Raw genomic sequence first — 25,831 nt, 5'->3', positions numbered from 1 at the left:
CGGGAGCCCACCGATGACCCAGAACCGCACGAGTGCCCTGTTCGCGGCGGTGCTCACCCTTGCGGTGGTCGTGGTCTACCTGGGCCTCCCCTCCGACCCGGACGTGGAGTACACCAACGACTACGCCGACCACACCGCGCTGCAGGTGGCCGGGTACCCGTCCTCGGAGACCCTGGAGGTGGTGCAGAAGGCGGTCTGGCGGATGGCCGACGGCGACGCCGGGCGGCTGTCGGCCCTGGCCACCTCCGACGGCTCGAAGACCCGGGCACTGACCAATGCCAAGATCTGGGTGGAGGCCTTCGGCAAGGGCTCGCAGGGCCGGGTCACCGCCGAGTTCATGGGTCCCGCGATCGACCGGCAGGCCGTGGTGCTCTACTTCCACGACACGGGCCGGCGCATGGCCCTGCGCCTCCGTCTCGACGGGAACGCCGGCGAGGACGGCTGGAAGATCGGAATGAACGAGACCGACCCGAAGACCGCCACCGCGGAGCCGACCTGGGCACCCACCGCCCCCGGCACCGGCGTCCCCCTCCCTCCGCGCTGACCGTCCGGCCGGGGACGGCCGAGGGCGGCGAAATCGGATGGATCGGTCGGCGGCCGCCTCCTACAGTGACGGGGTCCCACCACCCCGACCAGGAGCGGATCATGCGCGTGAGCTACCCGCGGACCCCGCACCTGCCCTGGTCGCCGGGGGCCTCGGCGGACGACGTCCGGGCGGGCGGCCTCGACGGGCTGCGCGGCCGGGAGGTCGTCGTCACCGAGAAGCTCGACGGCGAGAACACCACCCTCTACCGGGACGGCCTGCACGCCCGCTCGCTGGACTCCGGCCACCACCCCTCGCGCGCCTGGGTGAAGGCCCTGCAGGGCCGGATCGGCCCGGCGGTGCCGGCCGGCTGGCGGGTCTGCGGCGAGAACCTGTTCGCCCGGCACTCGCTCGCCTACCGCGAACTGGACAGCTGGTTCTACGGGTTCTCGGTCTGGGACGACACCGACCACTGCCTCGGCTGGGACGACACCGTGCGCTTCCTGCGCCGCCTCGGCGTCCCGGCCCCGCGGGTGCTGTGGCGCGGCGTCCTCGACGAGAAGGCCCTGCGCGCCCTGCGGTTCGACACCGAACGGGTCGAGGGGTACGTCGTCCGCACCGCCGAGGGCTTCCCCCGCGCGGAGTTCGGGCAGCGGGTCGCCAAGTGGGTCCGCCCGCACCACGTGCGGACCGACACCCACTGGATGCACGCCGCGGTCGTGGAGAACGGCCTCGGCCCGGCGGCCGCCCTCTGGGCGGTGCGCTCCGGCGCGCCCGCCGACCTGCCCGCCCTGCTCGGCGCCGCCGGACTCGACCCGGAGGGGGCACCGGCCGCCGAGGCGGCCGGGGGCGGCGTCTCCGCCCGGCTCGACGTCCTCGGCCGGCGCGGCGACGCCCGGCTGGCCGGCGTCCTGGCGGCCGCCCTGCCCGGCAGCAACCGGGCCCGCCTCGCCACCACGCTCGCCGCACCGCTCGGCATGCCGCTCGCCCGCCGGGTCGCCGACCTGGTCGGCCTGCACCCCGTCGTGCAACGCCCCTACCCGGACGAGGACCGCCGGGCCGGCCTCGTCCGGCTGGCCCAGGCCGCGGACCTCGGCGTACTGCACGCCGTGGCCGCCGACGCCGCCGCCGGCCGGGCGGACGCCGCGCTGGACGACGCCCGCGAGCAGGCCGCCTGGTCGGCGCTGCACGCCGAGGACGCCGGGCTGCTCGGCGAGGCCCCGCTCGCCGCCCTCCGCACGGGGCTCCGCGAGGCGCTCGCCGGTCTCCGGCCGGACGCCGCCGACCGCTGCTGGGCCGAGGCCCGGGAGGCGTTCGCGCTCGGCCGGGTCACCGGGGTGGACGACGCCGTGGCCGCGGCCTGGCGGTGGCGCTCCGGCGCCTTCCCGCACCTGGTGCACCTGGTCGGCCCGTCCGGCAGCGGCAAGAGCGTCTTCGCCGAGCGGCTGCCCGGCACCGCGGCCCGGATCTCGCTGGACGGGCTGCGCGAGGAGCGCGGCGACCGCGGCGACCAGCGGGCCAACGGGGACGTGCTGCGCGAGGGGCTGGACCGGCTGGACGCCGCGCTCGCCCGCGGCGGCACCGTCGTGTGGGACGCCACCTCGCTCAACCGGCAGCAGCGCTCCCTCGTCCGGGGCGTCGCGCAGCGCCGCGACGCCCTGGTCACCCAGGCGGTGCTGCTGGTCGGCGAGGCCGAACTCGTCCGCCGCAACGGCGTGCGGCCGCACCCCGTCCCGGCCGGCGTGCTCGCCGACCAGCTGCGCCGGTACGGCCCGCCGTACGCCGGCGAGGCGCACCGCACCTGGTACGTCGGCGCGGCCGGCACCGTCGAGGACACGGCGGGGACGATCGGCGGGGAGGACGCCTGATGCGCACCAGCGAGGAGATCTACCACCGCGTCCGCTGGGACGCCCGGTTCGACCCGTCCCGGTTCGTGCTGGTCGTCCAGCAGCGCGGCGCCGACCCCAAGCGCGTCCCGCTGGACGGCTTCGCCCCCGGCGGCGACATCCCCTGGCACCGGGTGCTCTGCGTGGAGGCCGACGGCGAGACGGTGTGGGACCGCGCCGCCGGGGTGGACCGGCTGGACACCACCGCGGCCGGCCGGGCCGGCGACGGGCGGCGGCTGCACGCCCCGTTCTTCACCGCCCGCACCCCGCACACCTGGGACGGCTCCGCCTGGCGGCCCGCCGACCGCCCGGCCGGCCGGCCGCCGCGCGGCACCGTCCGGGTCGTCACCTGGAACACCCTCTGGGACCGCTACGACAGCGAGCGGATCGACACCGCGCGCCGCCGCCCGCTGCTGCTGGCCGCACTCGCCCGCACGGACGCCGACGTGATCGCGCTGCAGGAGGTCGAACCGGCCCTGGTCGACCTGCTGTTGCGCGAGCCCTGGCTGCGGGACGGCTGGACGGTCGGCACCGACCCCCGCGGACGGGACGTGCCCGACTGCGGACTGCTGCTGCTCAGCCGGCTGCCCGTGCTGGAGGCCGGCCGGCACCCGCTCGGCCCGCACAAGGCGCTCGCCGCGGTCGTCGTCGACACCGGCACCGGGCCGCTCACCGTGGCCGCCACCCACCTGACCAGCGACCACAGCGAGGACGGGCCGGCCCGCCGGCGGGCCGAACTGGCCCGGATCGCCGAGGGCCTGGCCGGCGTCGAGGGCGACCTGGTGCTGGCCGGCGACTTCAACGACGGCCGCGGCGGCGCCGAGGGCCCGGCCGCCGTCCTCGGACTGCAGGACGCGTGGAGCGCGGTGCACGGCCCCGAGGACGGCACCCCCACCTTCGACCCGGGCGCCAATCCGCTCGCCGCGGTCTCCTCGCTCTCCGGCCGGGCCTCCCGGCTGGACCGCGTGCTGCTGCGCCCCGGCGGCCCGCAGGCCCGCTCCGCCGTCCTGCTCGGCGACCGCCCGGCCGCGGACGGCCTCCACCCGTCGGACCATTACGGTGTGGCGGTCGAACTGGGCCCCGGCGGGGCCGCACCCGGCGGCGTCTTCGACGTCGGCCCGTCGGTGCGCACCGCCCTGGCCTGGCTGCCGCCGGACGCGCTGCGGCCCGCGATCCAGGCCGTCCGGGCCGAGCACGACCCGCAGATCCACCGCTGGCCGCCGCACGTCAACGTGCTGTACGGGTTCGTCCCCGAGGCCGAGTTCGAACAGGCCTCACCGCTGCTCGCGGAGGCCGCCGCCGAGGCGGCCCCGTTCACCGCCCGGCTCGCCGGGGTGCACAGCTTCCGGCACCGCAGCGGCTCCACCGTCTGGCTGGACCCGGCCGCCGACGGCGCCGGGCCGTGGCAGGCCCTGCACCGGTCCCTGCTGGAGCGGTTCCCGCGCTGCCGCGGACGCTCGGAGGGCTTCACCCCGCACCTGAGCCTCGGCCGGACGGACGACCCGCGGGCACTCGTCGCCGAGTGCACCGCACGGCTGCCCGAGGCCGCGGCCCCGGTCGGCGAGCTGGTGCTGCTCTCGCGGCGCGCCGAGGAACCGATGCGGCCGCGCGCCGTGCTCACCCTCGGCACCGGGGAACTCCGCTGGCTCCCCGAGCCCGCCGCACCGGCCCCCGACCCGGCACCGGACGCGCTCGCCGACCGCACCGCCCGGCGGCTCGCCGAAGCCCTCGGCGAGGGCGTGCTGCACCTCGTCGGATCACGGCGGACGGGCTGCGCCCTGCCCGGCGCCGACCTGGACCTGGTCGCCGCACTGCCCGGCGAGCCGGACGTCCCCGCCCTGGCGGCGCGGGTGGCGGAGGCGCTGCAGGAGGCCGTCGGGCTGCGGCAGGTCGTCGGCGCCCGGGTGCCGGGGCTGCGCTTCACCGTCGACGCCTTGGCGGTCGACCTGGTGCTCGTGCCGACGGGCCCGCTCGACCCCGCGGAGGCGGTCGAGCGGCGGGCCGAACTCGGCGAGGCCGCGGCCCTGGCGCTCAGCGCCGTCTCGGACGCCGACGCGCTGCTCGCCGCCGTCGGCCCGCGGCGGGCCGCCTTCGCCGCCCTGGCACGGGAGGTCAAGGCCTGGGCGAAGGCCCGCGGCCTGGACTCGGCGCCGTTCGGCGGCCTGCCCGGCCTCGCCTGGGCCGTCCTCGCCGCCCGGACGGTCCAGGAGGCACCGGACCTCGACGGCCAGGACCTGCTGCGGCACTTCTTCGGCAGCTGGGCGGCCTGGGACTGGCGCGAACCGGTCGGCCCGCCGGTCGGCCCGGCCGGGCCGGTCACCGTCGCCACCCCGACCGCCCCCGTCCGCTCCTGCACCGCCCAGGTCACCACCGGCGGACGGGAGCTGCTCACCCAGGAGCTCTACCGGGCCTGGGAACTCCTGGAGTCGGCGGCCGCCACCGGAACCGACCCGCGGCCGGGCCTGCTCGCCCCGCCGCCCCTGCACCGGCGGCACGCCGCCTGGGCGGTGGTGACGGTACGGCCGGGCCGGGCCGAGGAGTTCGAGACCCTGCTCGGCCTCGTCCGCGGCCGGATGCGGGCCCTGGTCGCCGCCCTCGACGAGGCCGGTGCCACCGATGCGCACGCCTGGCCGCACCCGTTCGCCACCGGCCCCGCCACCGCCCGCTTCGCCGTCGGCCTCGGCCGCGCACCGGTCGACGCCGACACCCTCGCCGCCCTCGCCGACCGGTGGACCCGCGGCCTGCCGGGCGTGGCCGTCACCCGGACGGAGGGCGGCGGGGTGCCGACGCTCTACTGACCGCCCGCCGGGCCGTCGGCGGTCCGGCCCATGGCGTGGAGCTGCTCCCGCCGGGCGTCCAGCGCCTCGGCGAGCACCTGCGGGCGGTAGGGGTCGGTGGGGTCCATCGCCCGGGCGGCGGCGACGGCCTCGTCGAGCAGGGCCAGCCGGGCCTCCGGGAGGTGTGCGATCTCCTTGCCGAGCTTCACCAGGGCGCGGGAGAGCTTCGGCAGGTGGACGGCGGGGCTGTCCACGGCCAGCAGCCGGTGCGCGGTGACCCGCTGGAGCCTGCTGAGCTTCCCCGTGCCGAGCAGCAGCACCCGGGCCCTCAGGACGGCGTCGTTGTTCATTCCGTTTCCCCCTTCGCATCGCCACCCCCGGCAACGGCCCGACCCGCCGTCAGGGCAGCACGGCGGACGCCCCGGTGCCTCCGCAGGGGAGTCCGGGCGCATGGGAAGGGGTGGGTCCGTCGAGTGTGCGGGGCGCGCCCCGCCCCGGACAAGATCGAACCGAGGTGCTCTCCGTCCTACCGCCGACCCCCTCCGACCCGGCATGATGGACCCGACACTCTCCCGGCGGCCCCCTTCGGGCGGTGGCCCGCCGCCCCGCAGCGACACTGACCGTTCGTCAGACAGGTGCTCCGCGCAGCCTTGACGCGGGCACGACGGGGTTGCTTCGCTGTCCTGGCTCACTCAACACCGCCCCCACGCGGAAGCCGACGAGCGTCAACTTGCCGTGGCCGACGGGTGGCGGGCGCACTCCGTACACCCAGCCATGGAGGACCGTTGAGCACCATCAGCACCCTGAGAGTCGGCGCGGTCGGCGCCGTCCTCGCCCTGGTCATGGGGGCCGCCGCGCAGACGGCGAGCGCCCGGGCGGAGGCCCCGCCGCAGCCCGGCCGCGCACACTCCGCCGTGCAGGCCGTCGAGGAGGAGACCGCGCGGGCGGTCGCCGCCTCGCTCGGTGACGCCGCCTGGCGGGACGGCCTGCGGGCCGCCGTCCGCGGTGGCGCCGAGGTCGACCCGGGCACCCTCGCCTCGCACGCCTCCGGCACCGCCGCCCACCGGCTCGCCGCCTCGGTCGCCGAGGGCAACGCCCGCGTCCTGGCGGCGAAGGGCCTGGACGCCGCGACCGGCCCGCTGCTGCGGCTGCGGCTCGGCGACCCGTCGATGCGCGCCGCGCTGGACGCGGGCACCGCGCCCTGGGTCGCGGCCGCGCCGGCGAGCGACCGGGCCACCACCCTCACCGCCTACGACGCCCGGGGCCGGGCGCACGTCCTGGACGCCACGCAGGTGCCCCGGCAACCGGTCTACCTGGTCGACCTCGACGTGACCCGGGCGCTGGCCGGCGGCGCCGAGATCCTCCGCCGCACGCTGGGCGGCGCCGCGGTGAGACCGCAGGCGGCCGCCGCGGACGGCTGGTGGGGCACGAAGATCGACGCGATCGAGGTGTCCGACGACGAGGAGCCGTGGTTCAAGGGCGCGGCCGAGATGTACGCCCTGGTCACCGGCTTCGGCACGGACGGCAAGGTGCGGGTCGACCCGGTCGACATGCCGTACCTGGACTACGACGGGACGGTCTACCGGCCCAACCAGATCCTGGTGAACTGGTCGAACTACAAGTACGACCTGGCCGACGTGGTGCTGATGGAGGAGGACGGCAGCACCAACTACCAGGCCCTCGCCAAGGCCATCGCGGCCGTCCTGCTCACGGTCACCGACCAGGGCGCGTACATCCCGCTGGTCAACGCGGTGCTGGACGCGATCCCCACCGAGTGGTGGACGGACGACCCGGACTACGTCGACTCCTGGTACACCCTGGCCCGGACGTCCTCGGGCCGGCTGAACGGCGCCCGGGGCAACGGCTGGATGAACGTCTCGCCGTACTGGGTGTCCGCCTTCTGATCTGCCCTGATCGGCAGCAATTCCCGTGGAAATGTGGACAGATCGGATAGATTGCTCCACGGAACACCCGGCCGCCGCGCGACGGGCGGGGCGGCCGGGCCCCACGACGAGGGAGTGCTGCTCTGATGGCCCAGCAGGTACGGGGTGTGATCGCGCGGTCCAAGGGTGCGCCGGTCGAGGTGGTGACGGTGGTGGTGCCCGACCCGGGGCCGGGAGAGGCAGTGGTGAAGGTGCAGGCCTGCGGGGTGTGCCACACCGATCTGCACTACCGCGAGGGCGGCATCAACGACGAGTTCCCCTTCCTGCTCGGCCACGAGGCCGCGGGTGTGGTGGAGTCGGTCGGCGAGGGCGTCACCGACGTCGCCCCGGGTGACTTCGTGATCCTCAACTGGCGTGCGGTGTGCGGCGACTGCCGGGCCTGTCGGCGCGGCCGGCCGTGGTACTGCTTCGCCACCCACAACGCGAAGCAGAAGATGACGCTGACCGACGGCACGGAGCTGTCGCCCGCGCTCGGGATCGGCGCCTTCGCCGAGAAGACGCTGGTCGCGGCGGGCCAGTGCACCAAGGTCGACCCGGCCGCCTCGCCCGCCGCGGCGGGCCTGCTGGGCTGCGGCGTGATGGCAGGCCTCGGCGCGGCGATCAACACCGGCGGGGTGGGCCGCGGCGACTCCGTCGCGGTGATCGGCTGCGGCGGTGTCGGCAGCGCGGCCGTGCTCGGCGCCCGGCTGGCCGGCGCGTCCCGGATCATCGCGGTCGACGTCGACGCCCGCAAGCTCGCCGCCGCGCAGAAGCTCGGCGCCACCCACACCGTCGACTCCTCCGCCGCGGACGCCGTCGAGGCGATCCGCGAGCTGACCGGCGGCAACGGCGCGGACGTGGTCATCGACGCGGTCGGCCGCCCCGAGACCTACAAGCAGGCCTTCTACGCGCGGGACCTGGCCGGCACCGTCGTCCTGGTCGGCGTGCCCACCCCGGAGATGCAGCTGGATCTGCCGCTGCTGGACGTCTTCGGCCGCGGCGGCGCCCTCAAGTCCTCCTGGTACGGGGACTGCCTGCCGAGCCGGGACTTCCCGATGCTGATCGACCTCTACCTGCAGGGCCGCCTCGACCTGGACGCCTTCGTCAGCGAGACCATCCCGCTGGACGGCGTCGAGCAGGCCTTCGAGCGGATGCACAAGGGCGAGGTCCTGCGATCGGTGGTGCTGTTCTGATGGCAGCCCGGATCGAACACCTCGTCACCTCCGGCGAGTTCACGCTGGACGGCGGCACCTGGCAGGTCGACAACAACGTCTGGATCGTCGGCGACGACGAGCAGGTGCTGGTGATCGACCCGGCCCACGACGCCGAGGCGGTCGCCGCCGCGATCGGCGACCGGCGGCTGCTCGCGATCGTCTGCACCCACGGGCACAACGACCACGTCAACGCCGCCCCCGAACTCGCCGACCGGACGGGCGCGCCCGTCCTGCTCCACCGCGAGGACGGCGTGCTCTGGCAGCAGACCCACCCGGGCTTCAAGCCGGACGCCGAGCTGGCGGACGGGCAACGCCTGACGGCGGCCGGCACCGAGCTGACCGTGCTGCACACCCCGGGGCACAGCCCCGGCGCGGTCTGCCTGTACGCGCCCGACCTCGGCACCGTGTTCAGCGGCGACACCCTCTTCGCGGGCGGCCCCGGCGCCACCGGCCGGTCCTTCTCCGACTTCCCGACGATCATCCGCTCGATCAGCGAGCGGCTGCTCGTCCTGCCGCCGGAGACGGTCGTCCGCACCGGCCACGGCGACTCCACCACCATCGGCACGGAGGCCCCGCACCTGGAGGAGTGGATCGCCCGAGGGCACTAGGGAGTCCTCAGGAGTCACGGTGCACCACAAGGGGCGCGTGGGGCACCTCCCGCGCCCCTTGTGGTGCACCCCTGACACGCGTGACGGGAGGCTCCGCGGTGGTCCGCCGCGATGCCTCCCGCGCCTACGTGCGGGGGCGGGCCGCGGTCGCGGCGGGCCCCCGTGCGGCGCCGACCGGATCACGTGCGGCGCCGCCCGTGGTGAGCCTGCCGCACCCGGCGGGCGGCCCGGAATCCGGAGCCCGGATTCCACGGATACGCAATCAATCTGGTTCGGTCGGGGCGACGGCCCGCGGCACCGCGGTGAGCTGCTGGCGGGAGCGTGCTCCGGTCTTCTGCAGGGCCCGCGCGACGTGCTGCTCGACCGTCCGCGGGGACAGGTGCAGGGCGGCGGCGATCTCCCGGTTGGTCATCCCGGCGGCGGCGAGCCGGGCGACCTCCTCCTCGCGCGGGGAGAGCAGGTCGCCGTAGGCGGGGCGGCCGGGCCCGCGGCGGTCCTCCGGCGGACGGTGGCCGCGCAGTTCGGCCCGGGTCCGGGCGGCGTCCCAGGTGGCGCCGAGTGCCTCGAAGGCGGCGGCGCTGTCGGCCAGTGCCTCGACCGCGGCCTCGGTGCCGGTACCGCCGGCCTCCAGGGTGCAGCGGGCGGCCGCGGCGGCGGTGAGGGCGGCGTGGTACGGGCGGGGCAGTGCCCGGTAGCCGGCGGCGGCCCGCTCGTAGTGGGTGCGGGCGGTCTCCGGGTCGCCGGTGGCCTCGGCGAGGGCGGCCCTGGTCCAGTGCAGGGCGGCCTCGGCGGAGGGGGCGTCCCGGCCGTCGAGGCCGGCGGCGAACTCGGCGGCCATCTCGCGGGCCGCCGCGGCGGCCCCGGCGCGGGCGGTCGCCTCGACGGCCCAGGGGGCGAGTTCGGCGGCCCAGGCCCAGACGCCCTTGGCACGCAGCCGGTCCCAGGCGAGGGCGGCCTCGGCGGCCGCACCCGCGGTGTCCTCGCGGGCGAGGGCGAGCCGGATCAGTGCGCCGGAGGAGGCGGCCGACAGCGGGACGGGGCCGTGGTCGCGGTCCGGGGCGTCCGGGCCGGAGAGGTACTCCTCGGTCTCGGCCCAGGCGCCGCGGGCCAGCGCGAGCAGCCCGAGCACCAGCCGGGCGTCGGAGGCGATGAAGGGCATGTCGCCGGCCTCGGCGACCAGGGCGCCGGCGCGGCCGGCGAGTCCGGCCCAGCGTCCGGTCGCCCAGTCGAGGACGAGGGTGCAGCCGCGGCCGGTCTGCTCGGCGTAGGAGGCTCCGCTGCGGGCGGCCAGGGCGACGCCCTCGCCGAGCAGGGCGCGGGAGCGGTCGTAGTGGCCGATCCAGACGGCGGCGTCGGCGGCGTTGCACAGCCCGCGGGCGGCCTGCTGGCGGACGGCGACGGGTTCGCCGTCCCGCGGCAGTGCGTCGACGAGCGGCCAGGCGGCGGGGTCGCCGATGTTGAGCAGCACGCTGACCCGGTTCGCGGCGACCGCGGCCCGGACGACCGGGTCGCCGACCTGCTCGGAGACGGCGAGGGCGCGTTCGATCCAGGCGACGTTCTCGGCGAGCGGGGCACCCGGCCAGTACGGCATGGAGAGCGCGGACATGGCCCGGGCGAGCAGCACGGGCTGTTCCTGGAGCTCGCCGACGGCCCGCTCCAGTTCGGCCAGGCCGTCGGTGCAGCGGCCGATCTGGTTGCAGAGCAGCAGGCCGAGGTCGAGCCGGATCTCGCCGCGCAGGGCGGGGGCGAGGCCGTGGTCGGCGACGATGTGCTGCAGCACGGCGAGGGTGCGGTCGGAGCGCAGGCCCATCACCGCGGAGCGGGCGAGCAGGGTGACCAGGCGGGAGCGGGCGTGCTCGGGCACCGGGCCGGTGGCGAGCGCGGACTCCAGCAGGGCGACGGCCCGCTCCAGGTCTCCGCGGTCGGCGTGCCGCTGGGCGGCCCGTTCGACGGCGTGCAGCCAGCCGCGTTCGCGTCCGCAGGCCCGGCGGTGCCCGGCCACCCGTTCCCAGGGCACGGGCTGCCGGCGGACGAGCAGGTCGGCGGCGCGGCCGTGCAGCTCCTCCCGGTGCGGGCCGGCCAGGTGGTCCCGGACGGCGGCGGCCGCGAGCGGGACCCGGAAGCCGTACCGGCCGTCGCCGTGGTCGTGCAGGGCCGCGGTGCGCAGGGCCGCCTGGACGGCCGTGCGGCCGGTGTCCGGGGCGAGCCCGGCGACTTCGGCGAGCTCCGCGGCGGTGGCGGGTTCGCCGAGGACGGCCGCGGCGTGCACGACCCCGCGGTGTCCGGCGGGCAGGGCGGCGGTGCGGCGCAGGGCGAGGGCGGTGAGCCGCGGCGGGGGTGCGAAGGCGTCCGGGAGCCGGCCCTCCCGGGCGGCGAGCAGGTCGAGCAGGTCGGCGACCACCTGGGCGGTGCCGCCGGCCGCCCGGTGCAGCCGGGCCGCGAGGTCGGGCGGGCAGCGGTCGGCGCCGATCGCGGCGGCGGCCATCCGCCGGACCTCCTCGGGGCCGAGCGGTCCGAGGTGGTGGCGGACGACGGTGAGCCCGGCGGCGTACTCGGTGTCCGGGCCGAGCGGCAGCCCGGGTTCGTCCAGCTCCTCGGGGCGGTAGCCGAGCACGCAGGCGAGGCCGGCCGGCGGGTCGGCGAGCAGGGCGCCCAGGGCGGCCCGGCGGTCCGGGCCGGCCCGGTGGACGTCGTCGGCGAGGAGCAGCGCCGGGCCCGCGGCGGGGCCCTCGGCGTTGCCCTCGGCCGGGGCTGCGGTCTGCGGGTCGGTGCGGACGGGCACCGGGACGCCGTGGGCGAGCCGGGCGAGCAGGCGGCTCTTGCCGGTGCCGGCCTCGCCCTCGACGAGCAGCAGGACGGGGCGGCCGCCGCCGTCGGCCGTCCAGGCCCGGGCCAGCAGGTGCCGCAGTGCGGTCTCGTTCAGTGCGTCCACACGTGCCACCCTGTCGGAGTTCACCGGACCGCCGGGCTTTCTTTGCGTATCCGTACTTCAGTCTCCACTGATTGCCGCGACCGTGGGAGGGCGGGCAGCGTGGTCCGGGTCATGGCCTCGCGGCCCGTGGGTCGGCGGGGGCCGCCGCCGATGCCGCCCACCGCGCAGGCAGGAGCCCCGCGTGAGGAATTCGACCTCTTCCAGACCCGTCGCCCTGGCTCCCGGACCGGACGTTCCGGTCCGGACCTCCCGGCTGACGGCCTCGGTCACCCTCCCCGCCGTACCCGAGTCGGTGCCGCGGCTGCGCGGTACTGCGCGGGCGCTGGTGCGCAGCCGGCGGTTGCCGGCGGACGTGGCCGAGGCGCTCTCGGTGATCGTCACGGAGCTGGTGACCAATGCGGTGCTGCACAGCGGCAGTGCGGACGTGTCGGTGCTCTTCGAGGTGTGCGAGTCCGCGCTGACGGTGCGCGTCCGGGACTGGGGCCGGTGGCGCGAGCGGACCGCTCCGCGCCGCGAGCCGGCCGACGTGGACGCGGCGTTCGGGCGCGGCCTGGACCTGGTCGACGCCTTCGCGGTGGACACCACCGTGGTCCGCTCCCCCGACGGCACCCTCGTCGAGGCCGTGATCGCCCTGTAGGGCCCGTCCCCGGCGCGCGGCGGACGCGAAGGCCGCGGTGCCGCGGTCGGCGCGGTGCTCGCGCAAAGACCCGGCCAAATCTGTGGCATGCCCCCTTCAATGAACGGGTGGGCTGCTGTCACGCTTCTCTCGGCCTCGCGACCGGCGGGCCCCGATCCCCGTCGGTCGTCAACGTGCCTTCCGTACGGGCGGGTTGACCCTTCGTCCGGCACGGAAGGGTCCCCTACCCGAAGAGGATCGATGAGAAGCACCCTTCTCCCCCTGGTCGCCGCCGGCGCGCTGCTCGCGGCCGCCGTGGCGGCCACCGGTGCCACCACGGCCACGGCGACCGCGGCGGCGGCCTGCACCCCCGCCCAGGTGGTCGCCAACGGCGGTTTCGAGTCCGGCAGTTCACCCTGGTCCGCGTCGAGTGGAGTGATCACCGGCGGCGGCGGGCAGACCGCGCACGGCGGCAGCTCCTTCGCCTGGCTGGACGGCTACGGCTCCTCCCACACCGACACGCTCTCCCAGTCGGTGACCCTGCCCGCGGGCTGCACCTCGGCCACGCTCAGCCTCTGGCTGCACGTGGACACCGCGGAGACCACCGCCGCCACCGTCTACGACAAGCTCACCGCGAGCATCGGCGGTACCGCGCTGGCGAGTTGGTCCAACCTGGACGCCCGTCCCGGCTACCTGCAGAAGACCTTCGACGTCTCCTCCTTCGCGGGCCGCACGGTGGCGCTCTCCTTCACCGGCACCGAGGACTCCGGCCTGCAGACCAGCTTCGTGCTGGACGACATCGCGCTGGACGTCTCCGGCGGCGGCACCCCGACACCCACGCCCACGCCCACGCCGACACCCACGCCGACGCCGAGCCCCACCGGCACCCCGACGCCGGACGCCACCCGGACCCCGGCCGCACCGGCCTACACCGTCTCGCTGAGCAGCGACGCCTCCGGCGCGTCCTGGACGGGCCACGAGAGCGTCTCCTTCACCAACGCCTCGGCCACCCCGCTCACCGAGGTGTACCTGCGGCTGTGGGACAACGCGCACGGCAGCTGCCCGAGCACCCCGATCACCGTCACCAACGTCACCGGTGGGACGGCCGCCGCCCTCTCGGTGGCCTGCACGGCGATGAAGGTCACCCTGCCCGCGCCGCTGGCCCAGGGCCAGGGCGGAACGGTCGGCTTCGACCTCGGCATCACCGTGCCGAGCGGCGCGGACCGCTTCGGCCACGACGGGGCGTACGCCTTCCTCGGCAACGCGCTGCCGGTGCTGGCCGTCCGGGACGCCGCGGGCTGGCACCTCGACCCGTACACCAACAACGGGGAGTCGTTCTACTCGCTGGCCGCGGACTTCGACGTGACCCTGGACCACCCCAGCGGCCTGCTGGTGCCGGCCACCGGGACCTCGGTGGACACCCCCGGCACCCCGGGCCGCACCGTCACCCGGGCAACGGCGGCCAAGGTGCGCGACTTCGCCTGGGGCGCCGGGCCGTTCACCAGGATCAGCGGCACCTCGACGGCGGGCGTGAAGGTCAACGTCTACGCGGTGAGCGGGATCTCCTCCGGTGACGCCCAGTCGATGCTGACCACCGCCGAGTCCGCGGTGGACGCCCACGCGCAGCGCTTCGGCGCCTACCCGTACGCCGAGTTGGACGCGGTGCTCGACAACAGCTTCTGGTTCGGCGGCATGGAGTACCCGGGCTTCGTGCTCGACCTGGTCTCCACCACCGCGCTGACCCACGAGATCGCGCACCAGTGGTTCTACGGGATCGTCGGCGACGACGAGTACACCAGCCCGTGGCTGGACGAGTCGTTCACCGACTACGCCACCGACCTGGCGCTCGGCAAGACCGGCAGCAACTGCTGGAGCAGCGTCTCCTGGTCGTCCTCCGCCGAGAAGATCACCGACTCGATGGCGTACTGGGACGCGCACGCGTCCCGGTACTCCACCGTCGTCTACACCTACGGCAAGTGCGCCCTGCACGACCTGCGGCGGCTGATCGGCGACGGCGCGATGAGCACGCTGCTGCACGACTACGCACAGTCGCACTGGTACGGGGTGAGCACCACCGCCGAGTTCAAGGCGGCGGCCCGGGCCGCGGCCGGCACCGATCTGACCTCGTTCTGGACCCAGCACCGGATCGAGGGCTGAGGGCCGGACCGCCCCGACGCACACGGCACCGGGCGCCCCGTGGAGGGGCGCCCGGTGCTCCGCCGTTCGAGTGACACGAGGACCCGGACGGGACGGCCGGTCAGGCCAGCAGCTTCGCCTTCGCCTTCTGGAACTCCTCCTCGGAGATGGCGCCGGTGGTCTTCAGGTCGGCGAGCTTGGCCAGCTGGTCGGCGTGGCTCTGGCCCGTGCCGCCGGCTGCGCCGCCCCCGCCCCCGCCGCCGTCGGCGGCCGCGCGGCGGATGTACGCCTGGAACGCCTCGTCCGTCCGCTGCGCCTGCTCCAGATCGCGCTGGGCCATCGAGCCGCCGCGCGCGATCAGGTAGACCAGCACGCCGATCAGCGGCAGCAGGATGACGAAGATCGTCCAGCCGGCCTTGCCCCAGCCGCCCATGTCCTTGCTGCGGAAGATGTCCGTGATGATCTTGAATAGCAGGAAGAACCAGAGGATGAAGACGAAGAGCTCCAGCATCGTCCAGAAGATGTTGAGCAGCGGGTAGTCGTCCATGGCACTCCCGTCCCAGCCGTTCGCCGGTCGACCGGCGGGCTGTCGGTCCACGGCGGCGCCCCCGCACCGCCCGTCCCAGCCGTCCGGTCCGGACAGGGGACAGAACGAGTCATACCATCGCATTCCGGGCGCAGCACTCGGCGTGTCGGCCGATCGGGGGGCTCCGTGGAGGCCCGCCGTCCGGTCACACCCCGGCAAGCGCGCGGTCACGATTCGGCCGACTGCCGCCGAGGTCGGCAGTCGTCCTTGTGCGGGCCGGGCCGGATGATTTTGACTAGCGCTGCTAGTTAAAAGTCGACGAGGGAGCGCCCGTGAGACCACCCGCCCTGGCTCCGCCCGCCGCCGCACCGACTGGCCCCGCCCCGAAGCCCCGGCTGCGCGGCCTGCCCGAAGAACCGCCCGCCCGGCGGCCCGTCCGGTCCCGGGCCGACACCGCCTCCGAACAGCTGCTCCGCCGCACCGCCGGCCACCTGCTGCAGGACGTCGACGGACTCGCCCGCGAGCTCGTCGCGCAGATCAGCGCACGGGAGCCCGCCTACCCCGCCACCATCGGCCCCGAGGAGCTGCGGCTGGAGGTGCGCACCTCGCTGGAGAGCTCGGTGCGCACCCTGCTCGACCCGCCCGGCACCTGGGAGGCCGCCCGGCTCTGCTCCTGGCAGATCGGCGCCCGCCGCGCCCAGCGCGAACTCCCGCTGGACGCCCTGCTGCACGCCTTCCGGCTCGGCGGGGCCCTGGTCTGGCGACGGCTGGTCGAGACGGCCACCCGCCGCGAGCCCGACCACGCCCACCTGCTGCTGCACAGCGCCGCCGGCATCTGGAGCTTCGTCGACGAGCACTCCGACCTGATCACCCAGGCCTACCGGCTGGTCGAGAGCCAGACCGCCCGCGAGCACCGCGAACGCGCCCGCGCCATGGTGCAGGCCCTGCTCGACGGCACCACCCGGATCACCGACCTGCCCACCGTCGCCGCCGCGCTGGACCTCCCCGAGCGCGGCCGGTACGCGGTCGCCGCCCTCGCCGGACCGGTCGGGCCGCCCCGGCACCCCGCCGAGGCCGCCCCGGTGCTCGCCGAACCACCCCCCGGGGTGCGGATCGTCCGGCACCGCGGCACCGACGGCGAGCACGCCCTCGTCCTGCTCGGCGACGCCGACCCGGCCGAGGTCGCCGCCTGCCTCGGCCACCACCGCGGCGCCCGGGTCGGCATCGGCACCGTCGTCGAGGAGCTCGCCGAGATCGGCGCCGCCCGGCGCTCCGCCGACATCGCGCTGCGCACCTGCACCGCCGACGGCGACGTCGCCCTGCTGCACGAGCGGCTGCCCACCGCCCTGGTCGTCTCCCTCCCCGACTTCGGCACCGCGCTGGTCGACCGGGCACTCGGCGCCGTCCTGGAGCTCGACGTCCAGGACCGCGAGTCGATGCTCAGCACGCTCGACGTCTGGCTGGACAGCGCCGGCTCCGCCCAGCGGGCCGGCACCCGGCTGTTCTGCCACCGCAACACCGTGCTCAACCGGCTGCGCCGGTACGAGCAGTTGAGCGGCCGCAGCCTCAACCACCCGCGCCACCTGGTCGAGTTGTCGCTCGCCCTGGACGCGTACCGGCTGCTGCCGTCCTGACACCGCGGCGCCGCCGCCGGGGCCGTCCTGAAGCCCCGGCGGCGGACCTGCCGTGCACTCTCCCCGCTCCCGGACCGCCCGCGCCGCCCCCGGCCGCCGGTACTGGTCGAGCTCACAACGCGGCCCGCCGGGCGCTGTGCAGCCGCAACGCGTGCCCGTCCCGCCATGGACCGCCGCTGCGCCGCCGTGGTGTCCTGCCGCTCACCCAGAACCGGGCAGACGCCCCCGTCGCCCGAGCTTCCCACCCTCCCGAGCGGCTGCTGCCCCGTGTGCGCGGCCCGGCACTCGGACGCAAGGAGCACCATGAGCCCACCCGAGCGGTCGAGCGCGCTGACCGTCGAGAATCTGCACGTCGCCTACGGGCGCGCCGTCCGGGCGCTGCGCGGGGTCTCGCTGGACCTCCCGGCCGGGCGGATCACCGCCGTCCTCGGCGCCAACGGGGCCGGCAAGAGCACCCTGCTGCGGGCCGTCTCCGGCACCCTCGGCCTGCACCGGGGCGCGATCACCGCCGGGACGGTGGCGGTCGACGGCCGTCCGCTGGCGGAGGACGCGGCCCTGGCCGTGCGCGCGGGCGTCGTCCAGGTCCCCGAGGGCAGACGGGTGTTCGCCGACCTCACGGTCGAGGAGAACCTGCGGGCCGGCGAGCTCGGCCGCGGCCGCCGCGGCGCCGCGACCCGGCGGGAGGCCCGCGAGCGGGTCTTCGCCCTGCTGCCGGTGCTGGCCGAGCGCCGCCGCCAGCGGGCCGGCCTGATGTCCGGCGGCGAGCAGCAGATGCTGGCGATCGGACGGGCGCTGATGGCCGATCCGCGCGTCCTGCTGCTGGACGAGCCCTCGCTCGGCCTGGCCCCGCGGATGGTGCGGCAGATCGGCGCGATCGTGCAGGAGATCAACCGGCAGGGCACTTCCGTCCTGCTGGTCGAGCAGAACACCGCGATGGCCCTCGCCGTCGCGCACCGGGCGCTGGTGCTGGAGAACGGGCTCGTCCGGCTGGAGGGCACCGCCGCGGAGCTCGCCGCCGGCGACGAGGTCCGCCGGCTCTACCTCGGCGCCGCCGAGGAGGACGGCCCGGCCGCCGCCCGTCCGCCCGTCCGCGAGCTGCGCAGGTGGACGGCATGACCGCCCCCGCCGCCCGGCTGGAGGTCCGCGGCATCACCGTCCGGTTCGCCGGCCTCACCGCACTCGACGACGTCTCGTTCACCGTCGAACCGGGCACCGTGCACGCCCTGATCGGCCCGAACGGCGCCGGCAAGTCCACCTGCTTCAACGTGCTCTCCGGCGTGTACCGGGCCGCCTCCGGCAGCGTCGCCTACGGCGGGCGGGAGATCACCGGCATGCCGCCGCACGCCGTCACCGGGCTCGGCATCGCCCGGACCTTCCAGAACATCGTGCTCACCGCGGGCACCGTCGCCGACAACCTGATGCTCGGCCGGCACCGGCTCACCCGGGCCGGGTTCGCCGCCACCGCCCTGCGCCTGCCGGGGGCCGTCCGCGAGCAGCGGCGGCACCGCGCACGGGCCGCCGAGATCGCCGGGTTCCTCGGCCTGGAGGCCCACTTCGACCAGCCGGTCGGCGCGCTGCCCTACGGCGTGCGCAAGCGGGTCGAGCTGGCCCGGGCGCTCTGCGCCGAACCCGGACTGCTGCTGCTCGACGAGCCGGTGGCCGGGATGAACCCCGCCGAACGCCTGGAGACGGCCGACACGATCGCCGCGATCCGCGCCGCCCTCGGCATCTCCGTCCTGCTGGTCGAGCACGACATGGGGATGGTCATGCGGCTCGCCGACACCGTCACCGTCCTCGACTTCGGCCGCCGGATCGCCGACGGCACCCCGGAGGCCGTCCAGCAGGACCCGGCGGTGCTCCGCGCCTACCTCGGACAGGAGGAAGCAGCATGACCCGGCTCGCCGAAACCCTGCTCGACGGGATCGCCCTCGGCTCCGTCTACGCCCTGGTCGCGCTGGGCTTCACCGTCGTCTTCAAGGCCTCCGGGGTGATGAACTTCGCGCACGGCTCCGTCCTGCTGCTCGGCGGCTGGGTGGTCGCCGCCACGCACGGCGCGGTCGGCTTCCCGTTCGCCGTGCTGCTCGGCGCGGCCGCCGCCGCGGCCGCCTCCGGTCTGCTCCACCTGCTCACCGCCCGCGGGCTCCGCGGGGCGGGCGCGCACGTCGCCACCATCCTCACCATCGGGGCCGACCTGGTGCTGCTGACCGCGCTGGCCCGCGCGATCGGCGCCGACTACCTGGCCACCGGCGACCCGTGGGGCCCGGCCGTGGTCCGGATCGGCGGAGTGCACGCCGCCGAGGCCCGGCTGGCCGGGATCGCCGTCTCCGTCGCCCTGATCGGGGCGGTCTTCGCCGCCTTCCGCTGGACCCGCTGGGGGCTGGCGATGCGGGCCGCCTCCGCCGACGAGGAGGCCGCCGCGCTGATGGGGGTACGGCTCGGCCGGATGCGGCTGACCGCCTGGTGCGCGGCCGGTGCGCTGGCCGCCGTCGCCGCGGTCTTCCTGGCCGCCTTCCCCGCGCCGGGCCTGGACCGCTCGACCGGCCAACTCGCGCTCGCCGCCTTCCCCGCGGCGATCCTCGGCGGCCTGGACTCGGCCGCCGGAGCCCTGGCCGGCAGCCTCGCCATCGGCCTGGCCGGCGCCCTCGCCGCCGGCTACCAGGACGCGCTCGGCGCGTTCGGCGAGGGTCTGCCCGGCATCGCCCCGTACCTGGTGATGGTCGCCGTCCTGCTGGTGCGGCCCTCGGGGCTGCTCGGATCGAAGGAGGCCGTCCGTGTCTGAGCTGATCACCGGGCGCCGCGCCGCGGCCGCCGCAGGCGTCCTCGTACTGCTCGCCCTGCCCTTCTACGCGGACGGGTTCTGGCTGCAGAGCGGGCTGTTCGCGATGGCCGCGGTGCTCGGCGCGATCGGTCTCGGCCTGCTCACCGGCACCGCCGGGCAGCTCTCGCTCGGCCACTCCTTCTTCCTCGCCGTCGGCGCGTACGGCTACGTCTGGTTCTCCGGCGGGGCGTCCGGCAGCGGTCCGTCCCGGCTCACCGGGCTCGGCCTGCCGCCGCTGCTCGCCCTCGTCCTCGCGATCGCGCTGGCCGGCGCCGCGGGCGCGGTGTTCAGTCCGATCGCCGGCCGGCTGCGCGGCATGTACCTGGGCGTGGCCACCCTCGCCCTGGTCTTCCTCGGCCAGCACGTGATGCTCAACTCCCGCAGTGTGACCGGCGGTTTCAACGGCCGGCCGGTCGAGCCGATGGCGCTGTTCGGCTTCTCGTTCAGTGACGCCTCGCCGCGTGGCCTGGCCGTGCTCGGCGTGCCCTTCGGCGGCCTCGAACGGCTCTGGTACCTCGGGCTCGCCCTGGTCGCGCTCGGCCTGTTCACCGCCCGCAACCTGCAACAGGGCCGCCCCGGACGGGCGTTGGCCGCGCTGCGGGACAGCGGCACCGCCGCCGCCGTGATGGGCGTGCCGGTCGCCCGGTACCGCTGCGCCGCGTTCACCGTCTCCTGCCTGTACGCCGGGGCCGGCGGGGCGCTGACCGCGCTGGCCTTCAAGCGGGTGGTGCCCGACCATTTCGGGCTCGCCCTGTCGATCGACTTCCTCGCGATGATCGTGATCGGCGGGCTCGGCTCGGTCGGCGGCGCGGCCGCCGCGGCCGTCCTCGTCTCGCTGCTCCCGCAGGTCCTCACCGTGTACGCCGACCGGCTGCCGCTGATCGCCCCCGCGGGCTCGGACGCCTTCGGCGCCACCCCCGGCGAGGCCGCCCGCTACCTGTACGGCGCGGCCGTCGTCCTGATCCTCACCCTCGCCCCGGACGGACTGGCGGGCCTGGCCCGCCGGTACCGGCCGCGGCGCGCGCCGGCCGCCGCTCCCGCGGCCCCGGTGCCCGTCCCCGTGACCGTCTCCCGCACCGCCACCCGTCCCTCGCCCGGCAAGGAGCCGACCCCGTGACCGATCGCAGAACGCTCAGATCCGCAGCCGCCCTCGCCGTCCTCGTGCTCGCCGCGACCGGCTGCAGCACCAAGGCCGACACCTCCTCCGACCGGGTCGGCCAGGACGGGGTGAAGATGGGCCCCGGCGTCACCGGGACGACCATCACCCTCGGCGCCCTCACCGACCTCAGCGGCGTCTACGCCTCGCTCGGCAAGAGCATCGTCAACGCCCAGCAGCTGTGGGTGGAACAGACCAACAAGGTCGGCGGCATCTGCGGCCGCAAGGTCGAGATCAAGGTCAAGGACCACGGCTACGACGTGCAGAAGGGCGTCGCCGCCTTCGCCGAGATCGAGCCCGACTCGGCCATGCTCACCCAGGTGATCGGCTCGCCGGTGGTCGCCGCGCTCAAGCAGGAGATCGACGGCAAGAAGATCCTCACCCTGCCGCTCGGCTGGTCCTCCACCCTGCTCGGCCAGAACTACATCCAGGTGGTCGGCCCCACCTACGACATCGACATGATCAACGCGGTGGACTTCCTGACCCGCAAGGCCGGACTCGCCGCGGGGGACAGGATCGGCCACGTCTACTTCGAGGGCGAGTACGGCGAGAACGCCCTCGCCGGCGCCGAGTACGCGGCGAAGCAGCACGGCTACAGCATCGTCGGACAGAAGATCAAGGCCACCGACACCGACCTCGGCGCCCAGGTCACCGCCCTCAAGCAGGCCGGGGTGAAGGCGATCCTGGTCAGCGCCGGGCCCAAGCAGTCCGCCTCGCTGGTCGGCCTGGCCGCCGCCCAGGGACTCACCGTGCCGGTGGTCGGCTCCGCCCCCACCTTCGCCCCGCAGCTGCTGGACAGCGCCGCCGCCCCCGCCCTGGAGAAGATGTTCTACCTGGTCAGCGGCTACCCGGCGCCCAGCGTCGACACCCCGCGGATGCGCCAGCTGGTGCAGGACTACCAGGCGAAGTACCCGGGCGCGCCGGTGGACAGCGGCGTGGTCAGCGGCTGGGTGGCCGCCCAGGTCGCCGCCGAGGCGCTCAGCAACGCCTGCACCGCCAAGGACCTCACCCGCGAGGGCATCGTGGCCGCCCACCGCAGCCAGAAGGCGCTCAACGTCCTGGACGTGCCGCTCGACTTCACCGACGCCGCCAAGCCCTCGGCGTACGGCTCGTTCATCCTCAAGCCCGCCAAGTCGGCCACCGGCGGCCTCGCCGTCGCCGAGGCCGCCCACGAGGTCGCGGCCACCCGCGGCTACCCGCTGCCCAAGGGCTGATCCCCCCGGGCGGCCGGGCCGGCCCGGCCCCCCCGCTCCCCAGGGGCCCACCCCCCGGGGCGGCGGGCCCGCCCCGCCCCGCCCCCCCCCGTCCCCCGACCGACCGACCGACGAAAGGTGCCAGCCCCGTGTCGCTCTCCCTCGCCTGCATCCTCGCCGAGGCCGCCCGCCGGTACCCCGACCGCACCGCCGTGATCGACGGCCCGCTGCACGAGACGTACGCCGAGCTGTGGGCCGGCGCACTCGCCCGCGGCGGCGCGCTGACCGCACTCGGCGTCCGCCCGGGCGACCGGGTCGCCCTGATGGTGCCCAACACCGTCGAGTTCCCGCGCGCCTACTACGCGGTCCTCGCCGCCGGGGCGGTCGTCGTCCCCGTCCACCTGCTGCTCACCCCGGCCGAGGCCGCGTTCGTGCTGCAGGACAGCGGCGCCCGGCTGCTGCTCGTCGACCACGCGCTCGCCGGGGCCGGCGCCGAGGCCGCCTGGCTGGCTGGCATCCCCGCGATCGGCGTCGGTGCCGCGACCGGGCAGCACGAGCCCGGTGCCGCGGCCGGGACGCCGGACCCCGACCCCGGCTGGCAGGGCGTCCTGCCGCGGCTGGAGGAGACCGCGGCCGCCCCGCTGCGCAGCTACGCCACCCGGCAGCCCGAGGACCCGGCCGTGCTGCTGTACACCAGCGGCACCACCGGCCGGCCCAAGGGCGCCGTGCTCACCCAGCTCAACCTGGTGATGAACGCCGTGGTCAACGCCTTCGACGCCAACGACGTCACCCCCGACGACGTGGTGCTCGGCTGCCTGCCGCTGTTCCACGCCTACGGCCAGACGGTGGCGATGAACACGACCTTCCGGGTCGGCGCCACCCTCGTCCTGATGGGGCGGTTCCGGCCGGAGCAGGCACTGGAGCTGATGGTCCGCCACCGGGCGACGGTCTTCCACGGCGTCCCCACCATGTACGCGGCGCTGGTCGAGGCCGCCGCCCGCAGCCGGCCGGAGGGGCTGGCGCTGCGGATGTGCGTCTCCGGCGGCGCCGCCCTGCCGCTCGCCGTGCTGGAGGACGTCGAGGAGCACCTCGGCGCCCCCGTCTTCGAGGGGTACGGGCTCTCCGAGACCTCGCCGACCGCGGCCGTGAACCAGCCGCACTTCGGCCGTCGGGCGGGCACCGTGGGCCACCGGGTCTGGGGCGTCGAGGTCGAGATCGCCCGGCCCGGCACCGGGCCGCTGGAGCTGCTGCCCACCGGCGGGATCGGCGAGATCGTCGTCCGCGGCCACAACGTCTTCGCCGGGTACCACCGGCTGCCGGAGGCGACCGCCGAGGCGATGGCGGACGGCTGGCTGCGCACCGGCGACCTCGGCACGCTGGACGCGGACGGCTTCCTCACCGTCGTCGACCGGACGAAGGACGTGGTGATCCGCGGCGGCTTCAACGTCTACCCGAGCGAGGTCGAGGACGTGCTGCTGCGGCACCCGGCGATCGCCCGGGTCGCGGTGATCGGCCTGCCGCACCCCCGGCACGGCGAGGAGGTCTGCGCGGTCGTCGTCCCCGCCGACCCCGCCGACCCGCCCGCCCCCTCGGAGATCACCGCCTGGGCCTCCGAACGGCTCGGCCGCCACAAGTACCCGCGCCAGGTCGAGATCGTCGCCGAACTCCCGCTCGGCCCCAGCCTCAAGGTCCTCAAGCGCGAACTCCGCCGCACCGTCACCCCGGCGGCGAACTGACCCGGGCCGCACCGGTCCGGCGGAAACGGGGTGGCGGCCGGGCCGGTCAGCCGGCCAGGGCGGCGCGGCGGGGAGCGTGCGGGTCGGACCACGCCTGGGCGGGGCGGTGCCGGGCGCGTTCGCGGGCGTAGGCGCGCAGCAGCGGCTCGTAGCGGTACCGGCCGGGCTCGCGGGCGGTGAGCAGGCCGGCGTCGGTGAGCCGTTCCAGGACGCGTTCGGCGCGGGCCGGGGGTTCGCCGAGCAGGCGGGCGGCGGTGCTCAGGCCGACGGTGTCGGTCGGGGCGAGGGCCAGCAGGTGGAAGGCGCGGGCGGTCGGCGGGTCGAGGCTCTCGCAGCCCGCCGCGAAGGCCGCGCGGACGTCCAGGCTGCCGAGGCAGAGTTCGTCCAGGGCACGGCCCTCGTCGACGATCCGCTCCACCAGGTGCCGGACCGTCCAGGAGGGCCGGGCGGCGAGCCGGGCACCGCAGATCCGCAGGGCCAGCGGCAGCCCGCCGCAGGCGGCGGCGAGCTGGCCGAGCGCCCGGGGTTCGGCGTCCGCCCTGGCCGGGCCGACCAGCCGGGCGAGGAACTGCCGGGCCTCGTCGGCGGGCAGCGGCCCGAGGTGCAGGGCGTGGCTGCCGCCGAGGTCGGGCAGCCGGGTACGGGCGGTGACCAGGGCGGAGTTGCCGGGCCCGGCGGGCATCAGCGGCCGGATGTGGGCGCTGTCGCGGGCGTCGTCCAGGACGACCAGTGTCCGTCGGCCGGCCAGCAGCGAGCGGAACAGTGCCGTCCGGGAGTCGGTGTCCTGCGGAACGGCGGCGGCGGGCACGCCGAGGGCCAGCAGGAAGCTGCCGAGCACGGCGTGCGGGGCGGCCGGCTGCCGGCGGCTGCCCCGCAGGTCGGCATAGAGGATGCCGTCGGGGTAGGCGCCGCGGGCGTCGTGCGCGGCGTGCTGGACGAGGGCGCTCTTGCCCGCACCGGGCTGGCCGCTGACGACCGCGATCAGCGGGGCGCGGCGGTTGTCGGCGGTGAGCAGCGCGGCGAGGTCGGCGGCCGGCTCCGTCCGGCCGGTGAAGTCGGTCAGGCCGGGCGGGAGTTGGAAGGGGGTGACGAGGACGGTACGGGTGCGGGCGGCCGGGCGGGCGGGTGCGGCGAGGGCGGGGTCGGCGCGCAGGATGCGGCCGTGCACGGTGCGGATCTCGCTGCCGGGGTCGACCCCCAACTCGTCGGCGAGCACCCGGCGGACCTCCCCGTACACGGCGAGCGCCTCGGACTGGCGGCCGCTGCGGTAGAGGGCGGTCATCAACTGGGCCCAGAGGTGCTCGCGTTCGGGGTGGGCTGCGGTCAGCGTCCGCAGTTCGCCGAGGAGTTCGGTGTGCCGGCCGAGGGCGAGCGCCGCTTCGGCCCGGCCTTCGAGGACGTCGAGACGGGCTTCGGCGAGCCGGCCGGCCTCGGAGCGCCGCAGCGCCTCGGAGGGGACGTCGACGAGGGCGGGTCCGCGCCAGAGCGCGAGCGCCGCCTCGTAGTGGGCGGCGGCCTGCTCGGCGTCGCCGTTGCGGAGCCGGTCGTGGCCGAGGTCGCGCAGCCGGGTGAACCGGTCGGCGTCGAACTCCTCGGCGGCGACGACCAGGAGGTAGCCGCCGGCCTCCGTGGCGAGCCGGTGCCCGGCCTCGCCGAGGGCCTTGCGCAGCCGCATCACGTAGTTGCGCAGGGTGGTGGCGGCGGTGCGCGGCGGCCACCCGTCCCACACCGTGTCGGCCAGTACGTCGGCCGGTACGACCTGCCCTCGCCGGACGAGCAGGGCCGCCAGCAGCGCCCGCTGTTTGGCCGCGGCCACCGGGCGGTCGCCCTCCGCGTCCCGCACCAGCAGCGGCCCGAGTATTCCGAACTCCATCCCCACGCTCCCCCACACCTCGGCCTGGTGCGCCGGGCGGCGGGGCCCGTCCCCCGGTCCGCCGCCCGGCGTGACTCCGTTCTATGCCGGTGCGGGGTTGACCGGTGGATCTTGCGGTGACGGCCAATCAACTCCGGGCAGCGCCGATCTTCCGAGGTGGGCGCGGACGGCGGCGCGGCACGGCCGACCCGCTCCGGGGCGCGGGCGGGGGGGGGGGGGGGGGGGGGTTCGGCCGGGCCCCCCCCCGCCCCCCCCCCGCCCGGGCAACCAATCTCCCTTAA

At 76.1% G+C, this 25,831-nt stretch carries 19 protein-coding genes; 15 read left to right on the top strand and 4 right to left on the bottom strand.

Annotated elements, in window-relative coordinates:
* The first annotated feature begins 13 nt into the window (after positions 1-13).
* From ABD353_RS22420 to ABD353_RS22410, 3 genes are all read left to right on the top strand, one after another.
* Positions 14-544 carry a hypothetical protein gene (locus ABD353_RS22420; protein WP_344625435.1) on the top strand — a complete coding sequence of 177 codons (531 nt, stop codon included), beginning with the start codon at positions 14-16 and terminating at the stop codon, positions 542-544.
* 101 nt (positions 545-645) lie between these two features.
* Positions 646-2,391 (top strand): RNA ligase family protein, encoded by a 1,746-nt coding sequence (locus ABD353_RS22415; protein WP_344625434.1) that lies wholly within the window; start codon positions 646-648, stop codon positions 2,389-2,391.
* Complete coding sequence (locus ABD353_RS22410; RefSeq protein ID WP_344625433.1) at positions 2,391-5,207, top strand: poly(A) polymerase; 2,817 nt, start codon at positions 2,391-2,393, stop codon at positions 5,205-5,207. The genes ABD353_RS22415 and ABD353_RS22410 overlap by 1 nt, the downstream gene beginning before the upstream one ends.
* On the opposite strand, the gene ABD353_RS22405 is transcribed toward ABD353_RS22410, so the two are convergent.
* Positions 5,201-5,536 (bottom strand): hypothetical protein, encoded by a 336-nt coding sequence (locus ABD353_RS22405; RefSeq protein WP_344625432.1) that lies wholly within the window; start codon positions 5,534-5,536, stop codon positions 5,201-5,203. The genes ABD353_RS22410 and ABD353_RS22405 overlap by 7 nt on opposite strands.
* A 435-nt stretch (positions 5,537-5,971) precedes the next feature.
* Here ABD353_RS22405 and ABD353_RS22400 point away from each other — a divergent pair, with 435 nt between their 5' ends.
* The 3 genes from ABD353_RS22400 (at position 5,972) to ABD353_RS22390 (ending at position 8,930) form a co-directional block, all read left to right on the top strand.
* Complete coding sequence (locus ABD353_RS22400; protein ID WP_344625431.1) at positions 5,972-7,090, top strand: DUF3103 family protein; 1,119 nt, start codon at positions 5,972-5,974, stop codon at positions 7,088-7,090.
* Between the two features lie 125 nt (positions 7,091-7,215).
* Complete coding sequence (locus tag ABD353_RS22395) at positions 7,216-8,301, top strand: S-(hydroxymethyl)mycothiol dehydrogenase (RefSeq protein WP_344625430.1); 1,086 nt, start codon at positions 7,216-7,218, stop codon at positions 8,299-8,301.
* Positions 8,301-8,930 (top strand): MBL fold metallo-hydrolase, encoded by a 630-nt coding sequence (locus ABD353_RS22390; RefSeq protein ID WP_344625429.1) that lies wholly within the window; start codon positions 8,301-8,303, stop codon positions 8,928-8,930. The genes ABD353_RS22395 and ABD353_RS22390 overlap by 1 nt, the downstream gene beginning before the upstream one ends.
* Positions 8,931-9,192: 262 nt before the next feature.
* On the opposite strand, the gene ABD353_RS22385 is transcribed toward ABD353_RS22390, so the two are convergent.
* Complete coding sequence (locus ABD353_RS22385; RefSeq protein WP_344625428.1) at positions 9,193-11,862, bottom strand: LuxR C-terminal-related transcriptional regulator; 2,670 nt, start codon at positions 11,860-11,862, stop codon at positions 9,193-9,195.
* A 181-nt stretch (positions 11,863-12,043) separates the two neighbouring features.
* Here ABD353_RS22385 and ABD353_RS22380 point away from each other — a divergent pair, with 181 nt between their 5' ends.
* Together ABD353_RS22380 and ABD353_RS22375 are read left to right on the top strand one after the other, a co-directional pair.
* Positions 12,044-12,499 carry an ATP-binding protein gene (locus ABD353_RS22380; protein WP_344625427.1) on the top strand — a complete coding sequence of 152 codons (456 nt, stop codon included), beginning with the start codon at positions 12,044-12,046 and terminating at the stop codon, positions 12,497-12,499.
* Positions 12,500-12,739: 240 nt separating this feature from the next.
* On the top strand, positions 12,740-14,635 hold the full coding sequence (locus ABD353_RS22375; protein WP_344625426.1) for a M1 family metallopeptidase: 1,896 nt from the start codon (positions 12,740-12,742) through the stop codon (positions 14,633-14,635).
* 100 nt (positions 14,636-14,735) lie between these two features.
* Here ABD353_RS22375 and ABD353_RS22370 read toward each other — a convergent pair whose 3' ends face one another.
* The gene (locus ABD353_RS22370; protein WP_344625425.1) at positions 14,736-15,161 is read right to left on the bottom strand and encodes an SHOCT domain-containing protein; all 426 of its coding nucleotides are present in this window, start codon (positions 15,159-15,161) and stop codon (positions 14,736-14,738) included.
* Positions 15,162-15,472: 311 nt separating this feature from the next.
* Between ABD353_RS22370 and ABD353_RS22365 the strand changes: the two genes are divergently transcribed.
* From ABD353_RS22365 to ABD353_RS22335, 7 genes are all read left to right on the top strand, one after another.
* Positions 15,473-16,774, top strand: a complete 1,302-nt coding sequence (locus ABD353_RS22365) for a PucR family transcriptional regulator (protein WP_344625424.1) — start codon at positions 15,473-15,475, stop codon at positions 16,772-16,774.
* Between the two features lie 303 nt (positions 16,775-17,077).
* Positions 17,078-17,890 (top strand): ABC transporter ATP-binding protein, encoded by an 813-nt coding sequence (locus ABD353_RS22360; RefSeq protein ID WP_344625423.1) that lies wholly within the window; start codon positions 17,078-17,080, stop codon positions 17,888-17,890.
* Complete coding sequence (locus ABD353_RS22355) at positions 17,887-18,666, top strand: ABC transporter ATP-binding protein (protein WP_344625422.1); 780 nt, start codon at positions 17,887-17,889, stop codon at positions 18,664-18,666. The genes ABD353_RS22360 and ABD353_RS22355 overlap by 4 nt, the downstream gene beginning before the upstream one ends.
* Positions 18,663-19,553, top strand: coding sequence for a branched-chain amino acid ABC transporter permease (locus tag ABD353_RS22350; protein WP_344625421.1), 891 nt, complete (start codon positions 18,663-18,665; stop codon positions 19,551-19,553). The genes ABD353_RS22355 and ABD353_RS22350 overlap by 4 nt, the downstream gene beginning before the upstream one ends.
* Complete coding sequence (locus tag ABD353_RS22345; RefSeq protein WP_425555227.1) at positions 19,546-20,709, top strand: branched-chain amino acid ABC transporter permease; 1,164 nt, start codon at positions 19,546-19,548, stop codon at positions 20,707-20,709. Before ABD353_RS22350 ends, ABD353_RS22345 begins: the two co-directional genes overlap by 8 nt.
* A complete protein-coding gene (locus ABD353_RS22340; protein WP_344625420.1) occupies positions 20,706-21,962 on the top strand; it encodes an ABC transporter substrate-binding protein in 1,257 nt (418 codons plus the stop codon). The genes ABD353_RS22345 and ABD353_RS22340 overlap by 4 nt, the downstream gene beginning before the upstream one ends.
* A gap of 128 nt (positions 21,963-22,090) precedes the next feature.
* Complete coding sequence (locus tag ABD353_RS22335; protein ID WP_344625419.1) at positions 22,091-23,677, top strand: AMP-binding protein; 1,587 nt, start codon at positions 22,091-22,093, stop codon at positions 23,675-23,677.
* 46 nt (positions 23,678-23,723) lie between these two features.
* Here ABD353_RS22335 and ABD353_RS22330 read toward each other — a convergent pair whose 3' ends face one another.
* Positions 23,724-25,550, bottom strand: a complete 1,827-nt coding sequence (locus ABD353_RS22330; protein ID WP_344625418.1) for an AfsR/SARP family transcriptional regulator — start codon at positions 25,548-25,550, stop codon at positions 23,724-23,726.
* Positions 25,551-25,831: the final 281 nt, after the last annotated feature.

It is taken from the genome of Kitasatospora arboriphila (assembly GCF_039528095.1).
Taxonomy (GTDB): domain Bacteria; phylum Actinomycetota; class Actinomycetes; order Streptomycetales; family Streptomycetaceae; genus Kitasatospora; species Kitasatospora arboriphila.
Note: the sequence above shows the minus strand (reverse complement) of the source record. Positions and strands in the feature narration are given on the sequence as shown.